The following is a 10399-nucleotide window of genomic DNA, read 5'->3' as shown; positions in this document are numbered from 1 at the left end:
CACCGCCGGAAAGTGGCACGGCTACATGCCAAGATCGCCGACTGTCGCCGTGACGCTACCCACAAAGCGACCCGCGCACTCATTAACGAAAACCAAGTCCTGTGCGTCGAGTCACTTAATATCATTGGTATGATCAAGAATAGACGGCTTTCTAAATCCATTAGCGATGCCGGGTGGGGTGAGTTCGTCCGGCAACTGGAATACAAGGCCGCCTGGGCGGGGCGCCAACTGGTGAAAGTGAGCCAGTGGTTCCCCAGCAGCAAGCGGTGTCATGGCTGTGGCTACAAGGTTGAGAAACTGCCGCTGTCGCAACGTCACTGGCACTGCGAAAGCTGCGGCTATCCCATTGACCGCGACATCAACGCGGCCAGGAATATACAAACCGCCGGGCTGGCGGGGTTAGCCTGTGGAGCGACCGGAGCGGAGGGCAGCGGCCTAGCTGCTATCTAGTGAAGGCGTGTGGAAGCAGGAAGGTTCTGGGGGTGATCTCAGAACCCTCGCCCAAAGCGCGAAGCGCGGCGGGCGAGGAGTGTCAGTTCCCAGCTACACCCTGCCCTGGTTATCCAACTCTACCGCTTCGTGCATCCGCGCCAGTATGTCGGGTACAGCGGCCTGAACGCGGTTCCAGCTAGGAATAAATGGCCGTTCGCGGGGGTTATCCAAAAACAGGTTGCCCGCTTCCAGCAGGTTGCTGGCAAATAACTCCACCGCCTGCTCTTCACAGTGACGGTCTAAACTCAGGCCATTCATGGTGGCGTCGTGGTCGTAGGCTTCGATCAAATCAAGTGCTAAACGATAGTACGTGGCTTTTAGCGTGCGGAAGTCTTCACTGCTAAAGCTTACGCCTTGGGTGGCCAGCTTGCGATACAGCGCTTTCGCGATATCCAGGCTCATGCGGTTAAGGCCTGCTTTGGCGTCATCTTCGCTAACGGGCTGATGCTTGTGATCGTAGGCATCGGCAATATCGACCTGACATAGCTGGCGGTGGGAGTAGTTGCGCTGCAGCTCAGAGAGTACGCCAATTTCCAGCCCCCAGTCGGCAGGAATACGGATGCCTTCCAGCACATCGCTGCGCATTGCGAACTCCCCAGAGAGCGGGTAGCGGAAGCTATCTAAGTAGTCCAAATAGGGTAGCGGCCCGCATACCGTTTTTAGTGCCCGCAGCAGCGGCGTCACCATCAACCGAGAAACGCGGCCGTTCAGTTTTCCTTCCGCGATGCGCGGGTAGTAGCCCTTACAGAAGCGGTAGTTAAAACGTGGATGAGCCACGGGGTACATGAGCCGAGCCAACAGGCTGCGGTCGTAGGTCAGGATATCGCAGTCGTGTAATCCCACCACCGACGAGCGGCCAGACGCCAGCACGTAACCTGCGCAGTACCACACATTGCGCCCTTTGCCTGGTTCTAACGCTCCCAGATCGTGGCTTTCCAGCTCGGCGTCTAACTCGCGTAGGCGTGGCCCGTCGTTCCATAGAATGCGCGTATGCTGGGGCAAGCGAGAGAAAAACTCCCGGGCGTACAAGAATTGCTCACGGTCGGCGCGGTCCAGGCCAATTACAATCTCGTTGAGGTAAGGCACCTTCACTAACTCATCCACGATGGCAGAAAGCGCCGGACCTTCCAGCTCGGAAAACAGCGACGGCAGTATCAACCCCATCGGGCGACGCTTAGCAAACTGACACAGCTCCTGCTCCAGTGCCTCTACCGGGCGGCGAGTTAGGTTATGAAAATCGGTGATAACGCCATTTTGATGAAAGTCACTCATTCACTGATCCCCTTTTGGGTTAGGCCGTTTCTGGTTGTTGGCTGAGTACCGCCGCTAGTCGGCGGTCGTCTCGCCCCCACCAGTGGGCTACCCCCTCGGCCCAGCCCGTTGGTCCAGTTTCCTTAGTGCGATAAAGCGCGGTGTTTGTGGGAACCACCGCTAAGTCGTGACAGCCTTTAATCACGACGGCTTGGTCGACCGCATCCAGCATAGAGATATCATTGGGGCCATCGCCTAGCCCTAATGAGAGCGGCGCACGACCCCGTAAAGCGGTAAATCGTTTAACCAGCCAGTCAACGGCGCTGCCTTTATCAGAGGCTTTGCCCATTACGTGCCAAAAGCGCCCGCCTTGCGTCAGCGTCAACCCATCGCCCTCAAGCGCTAAGCGAAAGTTTGCCAGCGCGGCCTCGTCGTCTTCCCAGATAAGCGGCTCGCTGCCTTCACGCTTTCGGGCAGCCTTGGCACGGGGTTCATCTAAACCGGTAAGCGCCATGACTTGGGTAATATCCAGCTCACTCATACGGGTAAAACGAACGCCCAGGCGTTTGCGCCAGACGTTAAGCCGTGCCCGGATAAAGCCCACATCTACTCCAGTGTGTTTAACCACCACGCCATCCAGGCCACTACCTGGGCGGTCTAGCCGTGCGTGACACCAGCCCGGTGGCAGGCCAATCACAGCGCCGTTTTCCGCCACAAATGGGGTAGCTGTCAGGCCTAGCGCTTCACGCAGGGAAATAAGTTCGGCACGGGTTTTACTAGTGACCGGTATAACGGGCACGCCCTGCTTTTTTAGGCGCGCCAGCCAAGGCGCTACTGGTGAGAAGTCATAACTGTGGTGGTCTAGCAAGGAACCGTCTAGGTCAGTGACCACCAAGCGCGGTTGAAGCGCTGGGTCAGCACTACCGGGCGACAGCGCTATATCAGGCAACTCGGTCTGAGTATGTGCAGTGCGAGTCTGTTCGGTCATGGCACCACCTTATTGCAATCTTAAAAGCCGTTACGCAGGCGTCTCTTTCAGATAAGCAATAAAGCAGAATGTATGCCAATGAAGTTCATCTAATATAAATCAAATACTTAAAATCAAAGAAAGGGCGCTGAAGGCTTGAGCACCAAAAAAGCGCATCAGAAAAGCACCAAATAGGTGCAAAAAAGGTGAGCTAAAAGCCTACAAAAAATTGCACAAGCGCTTGGCGAAATCTCATAAATAGCTATACTCATATTGTACTCACTGACATTCACGTAGACCCCCTCACCTGATGTCAGTGGGCTGCAGTGAGCCAAGCCCTTTAATGCCCGCCTCCCCCCCCCGGCGGGCTTTTTTATTGTGCTTACCCTTTGGCTAGTGCGCCCTACTCCACATGGATGACCACTTCCACTCGGCGGTTACGGGCACGCCCTTCTGCCGTGCTGTTATCTTCTAACGGCTGGGTCGCCGCTAGGCCCACTGCCCGTAAACGCTCAGAAGCCACACCCGCCTCCTCCAAGGCTTCTACAATGGCGATAGCACGGGCGCTTGAAAGCGCCCAGTTAGATGAAAACTCCGGCGTGTTAATGGTTTGGCTATCGGAGTGCCCCTCTACCCATACTTCACCATCGTAGCGCTGAATGGTTTCCAGCAGGCTACCCACCAACGATGAGCCGCCTTCGGTAAGCTCCGCCGTAGCAGAAGGGAACAGCAGCCTATCTTGCACCCGCAAGCTAATACCCTCCGCCACACGGGAGACCTCTACGCCCTCTAAATTTGGCAGATACGCTGACGTTTCAACGCGCTCAGGCAGGCTTGTGTCCAGCGCTAGGGCGCTGCTGATGGCCTCATCGCTGATTTCCTGAACATTAACCGGGGGGCGATCTGTCAGCAGCACCATATAATCTGCCATGGGCGAAGTGGCCACCTCTTCTTCTACGCGCACCAAAGGAGTAGGAAGTATCGGTGTCAGGCGTTCAGACAGCGTCTTAACGAACGGTAGCTCATCGGCCGGCGTTAGCTCTGCTGGCTCAGGGAGTGCTAATAGCGGCGGCACGCTGAAGGTGGAGACAGAACGGGTGGGTAAACCCGCCACACCCAGCGCGGCACTAATCGCCATCGGATTTAGCGTTCCAGGAGTGGAGGCCAACACCGGGCTACGTTGTGAACGAAATTCATCCAACACATCTGGCAGCGGCACTTCCAGCGGTCGCACAATGAGGTTATCAGGCTCAACCTGGTTATCCGCAGAAGACCACTCCGGGCTTGTCACCCCAGCTGCGGCGATAATAATTACAAACAGTGCCACCAACAGCGTCATAATGTCGATGTAGCTAATCATCCAGCCGCTATTGCTCTCGTCTTCGGGGTACGCAGACAACAGCGCATCATGGCGTGGGCCGCTGCGGTGGTCTTCAAGCATGGGTGTTATCACTCATTCAAGTTTCTAACCTCGTGGCCGATCTAAGCTAAGCATGGCAAACTAGTCTATCAAATAGATGTTTAGTAGCGATAAGGAACTATCAGGTGCGCATTCTTCCCACGTCATTCCCCATTGTCCACTTTTTACGCCCCGTTGGCCTGGGAATGGTCAGCCTGATGCTGAGTGGTTGTTTTTATGCCAACACATCACAGGCACCTATCGCCACCACTTACCCTTACACGGAACAGCAGCGCATGCAGGCAGCCCATCACTGGGATGTACTCGCACGCCATGAAGCTACCCAAATCCTACAACGCGAACGCGTGCGTTTTCGTGATTTTTACATTACCCCCGCAGAAGAAAGCAGCGCCTCTGCCTATAGTGGCGGCGAGTTTGGTCGGGGCTTTCGTACTTTGCTCACCAGCGAGCTAGTATCACGCGGCGCGACATTGATGACCGTTCCCACAGCGAATACCGCCAACATTCATGTCGATGTTGAAGTTGTGACGCATCGAGATCGTGGCTTTATACGCCCGCCCGTGGGCGCATTCACCGCCTTAACCGCTGGCATTGCTGTGGCCACCATTCCTTATAATCAGTGGAGCGAACCTGCATTAGCGCTTATCCCTGGTGCGATTGCTGCCGATATTACCAGCGGCAGCTGGACGCATACCGGCAATGAAGAAGTGATTATTACCACCCAAATTTTAGACGGCGAACGAATCCTCTACTCCTCCTCCAATATCTATTACATTAATGCAGGTGACCGCCGTCACTACGCGCCGCACCGGGTTCCCCAAGCGCCCACCACGCCAACAGTTTCTATCACCGACACCTGGTAATGTTTATGTCTTTACGATCTCTGTGCGCTCCTATTCGCGTAATGATGCTGCTGTTCACTATGCTGGTGCTAACGGGCTGCTCGACGCTAGGCAGTAATGCCCAACCGGAAGAGCCTAAACCTGATCTTTCTCAGCTTGCCCATCAGGCAGCGCAGCAGATGGTGGCGAACAACCCAGACCTGACCCGCTACAGCCCCATGATTGCCGCTACCTTTGTCAGCATCGATAACCTAAGCCAATCCTCTACTTTTGGCCGTATTAGCTCGGAGATCATGGCGTCCGCTTTGGCACAGCAAGGCATGCAGGTTCGCGAAGTCAAAATGCGTGACAGCATGTTTATTGAAGAGAGCGTGGGTGAACTTATTCTCTCCCGCCAGGTTCAACGTCTTAGCGCCCAGCACAACGCCCGCTCGATTTTGATGGGAACTTATGCCCAAGGGCAGGATTACCTCTATGTGAGCGCACGGGTAGTTCGCGCTGGCGATGCCATGGTATTGGGTAGCGCAGATTTCCAGCTACCGCTCGACAATAACATGCGTAGCCTACTGGAAGGCCAAGGAGGCTGGTAACGCCCCTTCGCTTAACCGTTACGCACGGAACTAATTTAAAAGGATTCTCATGCCTACAAGGCCTACCACCAACAAAACGCTGATAGTGGTTGTTAGCCGTTTTATTAAGCTATTTGCTAACATTACCAAGTTACTCAGCTATGTCTTTCACGCTATTGTTCCCAACAAGCGCTTCACGCTGCCAGAGCGCTCCGCGCCCTGGTTAGCGCCTAAAAATGATTCGGTAGTTCCACGTATTATTTGGCAAACCAACTTTACCAATAAAGTCACTCTGCCGGTTTATCTCAACTACCTGTTCAACCGTCTGATGGCCCCACGCTTTGAGTATCGGTTTATGATTACCGAAGCCCGAAAAGCATTCATTGCCGAGCACTACGACAAAGATATTAATCAGCAGTACTCACGGCTGCAAATTGGTGCCGCCCAGGCGGATTTTTGGCGCTTGCTGGTACTGCAAAAGCATGGCGGGGTCTACCTGGATATCGATGCCCACGCCATTTGGCCACTTGGCAGCGTGATACCTAACAATATTGACGAGCTTTATGTTACTACCCGTAAGGGCGAGCTAAGCAACTACTTTATTGCCAGCAAACCTAACAACCCTAATCTGGCGCTGCTCATTGAGCAAATTAGCGTCAATATCAAGCAGAATGAGTTGACTAATGTGTTCGACATTACCGGGCCTGGGGTATTTATCCAGAGACTAACCCACGCCAACGTGCCTACCGTGTCTTACCGCCACGCCTGTAACCAGGGCAGCTTTACCAACGAGCACTTTCAGTACATTGATAAAAAAGCGGGTAAATGGACGCGGGAGCAAAAAACCGTTGCGGTTGTAGCGCCTGCAGCAGCTGAAGAGGCACCGCTTAACGATGCGAACTAAATAAAGCTGGGTGCCGCGCACCCAGCTTTATTTCCCCACCCGGCCTTTACGACACAATTCTCCTTCTTGCACGATAACTCCCCCATAGCACCGCTAACCAAAACGCATAGAAAGTAGCGCCGCTGTTATGGGCCAAAAAAGTTTGCGATAAACCAAAATCAATAAATGCGACCGGTAACAGCGTGCCCGCTACCGCCAATGAGCGAGTGGGCAAATCAGGGTGCGATAAGCTAGGGGCAAACATCCTCATCGGGATCATATAAAGCATGAGCAGCACGGCCAGCCCTACCAGCCCTCGTTTAGCAAAGGCATCAATAAACTCATTATGGGCATGGCCAAACTCCGCCGCCACGGGGGAGATAACACCTTGCTCGCCTAGCTCCCCCAAAGCCTCACGATAGCCAGCCTCGCCCCAGCCCAGCAGTGGCCGCTCGGCAATTAACTGAGCAGCCCCGCGCCACATTTCAAAACGCAAGCCCAGCGATGTATCAGTTTCAGTACCGGATACATAGTGGCTAACATCGCTAACGGCAGCCTCAACCCGCTGCTGAACTCCCGTTTGCGGCAGCAAATAGACTGTTGTAACTAAGGCAAGCGCCGCCCCTACCGCTCCTGCTTTTATCGCCATCGGTAACTGGCGGCCATAGCCACGGTAAAGTACATACGCGACCACCGGCAGCCCCAACCAGCCGCCACGGCTGCCGGACATTAACGAGCCCAGCATCCCCAGCAAAGCCCCCAGCAGTAGCAAGGCAACCCACGCATGACGTTGGCGCTGAACCACCGCCCAGCCCAAGCCTGCAAAGCACAGCACACCCATTAGCATGCTTAAATTGCCAAACTGGATCGCGTGCAGAAAGCCACTCGCCCGCGCAACGCCCTCTACGAGCTTCAACCACAGCGCCAAACTTCCGGCGCCAATAGCGCCTAGCGCCACCCCACCCCATAGCCAGCTTAAACGCGGCGGGTAGCGCAGTATCAGCAGCAGCACCGGGATGGCCAATAAAAAGCGCAACGGCCTATCAAAACCACGAGAACCAAGCTCAACCGCCGACATAATGCCCACCACCAGGCCGTAGGCCACTAACGCTACGATGATCCAGCGATCTTGGGGGAGCAGCACAAAGGAGGAGAACTTAAAGCGCTTAAATAGCAGAGCAGTGCTCGCCAGCAGGAGCAGTACGGGGCCAACGGAGTAACCAGAAGGCACCACCAGCGCCAGCGCGCCCATCAAAAATACAGCGAGACTGGTAACGTGAGACAACGGCTCAGAACGGGGAACATTGGGGCTTAACATACAGGTCACTAACCTAACCAGCGTCATAAAGCCGCTGATAGTAGCATAGCCCCAACCTAGCTACTCTAGCTGATTCACCGGTAACGTTACCTTCAGCGTCTTACCGTGTTTAGCGGCTAACGATTCAAGCGCCACTTTTAGCGCCCTTCTGGCCTCGGCATCCCCGTGTACCAAATGGATGCTACGCGGCCAGTGGCGCATCTGCTTAACAAAGCCCAATAACCCCGCTTGATCCGCGTGGGCAGAGTAGCCACTGATGGTGGTCACCCCCGCTTTAATGTCATAACGCTCGCCATCCAACATCACCCAGCCACCCTGGGGGCCATAGCGCTGAATATCCCGCCCCGGCGTGCCAGCGCCTTGGTAACCTACAAATAGCACCTGATGGCGCGCATCACCCAGCATAGCTTTTAAATAGTTCACCACCCGCCCACCGGCACACATGCCGCTAGCAGCAATCACCACCGCAGGCCGCCCGCTTTCGGCTAAATAGCGCACCGTTTGCTCATGGGTTGCGTGGCTATCCACTGTATAGAGCGATGCAAAGCTCAGCGGATGACGGCCAGCGCGAACGCGGGTTTGCGCCTCGCTGTCCCAAAATGGCTGGAGGTCTCGGTACACCTGGGTAAAGCGCGCTGCCAGCGGCGAATCGACAATAATTTCTAACGACTTCCACAATGACTGCTTATCCGCACGGTGAATAATACCCTCAAGCTCATATAGCAACTCTTGGGTACGGCCAATGCTAAACGCTGGCACAATTACCGTGCCGTTATTATGGAGCGCGCGCTCAATGGCCTGTTTTAGCTTAGCGGCTCTATCCAAGCGGCCTTCGTGCAGGCGATTGCCATAGGTAGATTCCAACACCAGCACATCCGCTTTAGCCGGGGCTTTTGGTGCTGGCAGCAAGGGGGAGTTGGCGGCACCCAAATCACCTGAAAACACCACCCGCTGCCGCCGCTTGTTGAGAGGGTCGCGCAGGGCAACCTCCACATAGCTGGAGCCTAAAATATGCCCCGCGCGCTGGAGTTTCATGTTCACATGGCAAGTAGGTGTTGATGTGACGTTATGCCACTTACCAAACGCTAATGGCACTAACTGCTGCTCCACCCGATGCAAAAACTGCTCAATTAACCGAGCATCGCGGGTAAAACCAATCTTTAAGGCGTCTTCGATGACCAGTGGCAGCAGCTTGGCCGATGGCTTGGAGCAGAAAATCGGCCCCGTAAACCCGGCGGCCAACAAATAAGGCAAGCGCCCAACATGGTCGATATGCATCTTTCCAGTGCCCCTTGGAAGGAAAGAGTAGAACCTGTTTACTACTTTTACCCGGCACTTCATAGACACAAGGCACCGGGTTCTACATTGGGAAGGGTGGGTAGGATAGGTACTGGTGAGGATCTCGCCCCGGCTGGGTTCTTTGTCATCGAACTGGCGTCCGGTCTTCTCCATCAACCCCACGTCCTTATGCCCTTACCTATTTCTTTCTAGAAGTAGCTCCTCTGTGGCAATGGTGTAGTTTTCAACATTACCCAAACCCAACCACCGGTGTCTTAACCGTCAAAAGCGGTGTCTCCGCCTTTGCTCCGACGCCGAGAGGATCAGTACACTAACAATCGCGCCTTCCAGATCGTGATCCTCGAAATCCAGGAGTAACGGCTATCGGTCACACGCCCTCAGGGCTGGTTGGCCGCTCGCCAGTAGGCAATCGACTGTTCGGACACCATCCCCTGCGTCGTGCCGATCTCGATCACCGCCTGCTGGAAGGCCGCCGCAAACTCGGGCTGGTGGCAAAGATGCAGGCTGCGGATGATCCGGGAGATGCGCAGGTGGTTGTGGCCACCGCGCTTCAGCCAGATATGCTCGCTCATGTTGAGTGTAGGAAGCGCTTCGATGTGACACTCGTCGCGCATTAAGCCAAAAAAAGCCAGCATCACGTCTAGCGAGCGGCGCTGATTCGTACGTAGTGATTCGTCGTTAGCAAAAGCAGTGCACTCCGCCTCGCCCAGCAGCGGCGCGAAGCCGTTGAAGCGCCCCGCCTCGGGAATCGGAAACAACCACTGGATATAGTCGTGGGTATGTTCCAGCCAGAAGGACGACAAGGCCCAGATATCATCGATTAGCCGATTTTGGTGGTCGGTGCCTTCACCCCGGTAGAAGGTGATCAGCGGGGTAACGGAGTTGCTCAAGGCCTCGTTCTCTCTCAAATAAACGGGACGAATGGCACACCACTACAGCCAGTCAACAGCGTCGCCATGGCAAGTAACGTCACCTTCATCGTCGTTTTTCCCTTAATCATCGCTTTACCCTTAATCATCAAAATCAAAGCTCAAGTCTTCATCGTTATCAAAGAAGCTATCTAGGTTTTCGGGGGCGGCAACGTAGCCGGGGTTCAGCCTTGCCAAGCGGGCTAGCAGGTGCGTTTGGGGGATGGATAAATTCACCGCATAGGCAATCGGTAGCGCCTGGGCTTTTCTCAGGCTCAGGAACGTTTCGTCATCCAGTTGGCTGAGGGCTTTCTCGTCAATCATGTGCAGGCCGTCGAACGATAAGCCTAGCTGGCTTTTTAACGCCTCTGGCCAGGGGGTGATGACGTTAGCCTTAGCGAGGGCCGCCAGCGCTTTTTGTGTCGCTTGGTGCTTACCATGCGCAGCCTT

The 10399-nt window shown here is 55.0% G+C and carries 11 protein-coding genes; 4 read left to right on the top strand and 7 right to left on the bottom strand.

Features of this window, described 5'->3' with window-relative positions:
* On the top strand, window positions 1-450 hold a 450-nt coding region (locus BMY49_RS16060; RefSeq protein ID WP_143058109.1), incomplete at its 5' end, for an RNA-guided endonuclease InsQ/TnpB family protein.
* Between the two features lie 93 nt (window positions 451-543).
* Here BMY49_RS16060 and BMY49_RS16055 read toward each other — a convergent pair.
* From BMY49_RS16055 to BMY49_RS16045, 3 genes are all read right to left on the bottom strand, one after another.
* Window positions 544-1764, bottom strand: a complete 1221-nt coding sequence (locus BMY49_RS16055) for a glycosyltransferase family protein (protein ID WP_089676040.1) — start codon at window positions 1762-1764, stop codon at window positions 544-546.
* A gap of 19 nt (window positions 1765-1783) precedes the next feature.
* Window positions 1784-2731 (bottom strand): HAD-IIB family hydrolase, encoded by a 948-nt coding sequence (locus BMY49_RS16050; RefSeq protein WP_089676039.1) that lies wholly within the window; start codon window positions 2729-2731, stop codon window positions 1784-1786.
* 382 nt (window positions 2732-3113) lie between these two features.
* On the bottom strand, window positions 3114-4151 hold the full coding sequence (locus BMY49_RS16045) for an OmpA family protein (RefSeq protein WP_089676038.1): 1038 nt from the start codon (window positions 4149-4151) through the stop codon (window positions 3114-3116).
* Window positions 4152-4315: 164 nt separating this feature from the next.
* Here BMY49_RS16045 and BMY49_RS16040 point away from each other — a divergent pair, with 164 nt between their 5' ends.
* The 3 genes from BMY49_RS16040 to BMY49_RS16030 are packed head-to-tail and all read left to right on the top strand — an operon-like array spanning window position 4316 to window position 6445.
* Window positions 4316-4993, top strand: a complete 678-nt coding sequence (locus tag BMY49_RS16040) for a hypothetical protein (RefSeq protein WP_044630680.1) — start codon at window positions 4316-4318, stop codon at window positions 4991-4993.
* Window positions 4994-4998: 5 nt separating this feature from the next.
* The gene (locus tag BMY49_RS16035; RefSeq protein ID WP_240312663.1) at window positions 4999-5562 is read left to right on the top strand and encodes a FlgO family outer membrane protein; all 564 of its coding nucleotides are present in this window, start codon (window positions 4999-5001) and stop codon (window positions 5560-5562) included.
* Window positions 5563-5611: 49 nt separating this feature from the next.
* A complete protein-coding gene (locus tag BMY49_RS16030) occupies window positions 5612-6445 on the top strand; it encodes a glycosyltransferase family 32 protein (protein ID WP_089676036.1) in 834 nt (277 codons plus the stop codon).
* A 46-nt stretch (window positions 6446-6491) separates the two neighbouring features.
* Here the strand turns inward: BMY49_RS16030 and BMY49_RS16025 are convergent, their stop codons facing one another.
* From BMY49_RS16025 to BMY49_RS16010, 4 genes are all read right to left on the bottom strand, one after another.
* Window positions 6492-7769 carry an O-antigen ligase family protein gene (locus tag BMY49_RS16025; RefSeq protein WP_244154994.1) on the bottom strand — a complete coding sequence of 426 codons (1278 nt, stop codon included), beginning with the start codon at window positions 7767-7769 and terminating at the stop codon, window positions 6492-6494.
* Between the two features lie 33 nt (window positions 7770-7802).
* A complete protein-coding gene (locus BMY49_RS16020) occupies window positions 7803-9020 on the bottom strand; it encodes an MBL fold metallo-hydrolase (RefSeq protein WP_054641750.1) in 1218 nt (405 codons plus the stop codon).
* 398 nt (window positions 9021-9418) lie between these two features.
* On the bottom strand, window positions 9419-9931 hold the full coding sequence (locus tag BMY49_RS16015) for an opioid growth factor receptor-related protein (RefSeq protein ID WP_089676033.1): 513 nt from the start codon (window positions 9929-9931) through the stop codon (window positions 9419-9421).
* A gap of 120 nt (window positions 9932-10051) precedes the next feature.
* Window positions 10052-10399, bottom strand: a 348-nt coding sequence (locus BMY49_RS16010; RefSeq protein WP_143058150.1) for a SapC family protein, incomplete at its 5' end; no start/stop codon positions are given.

It is taken from the genome of Vreelandella aquamarina (assembly GCF_900110265.1).
In the GTDB taxonomy this organism is placed as follows: Bacteria; Pseudomonadota; Gammaproteobacteria; order Pseudomonadales; family Halomonadaceae; genus Vreelandella; species Vreelandella aquamarina.
The sequence above is the reverse complement of the archived record's forward strand: the minus strand, read 5'-3'. Positions and strand labels throughout refer to the sequence as shown.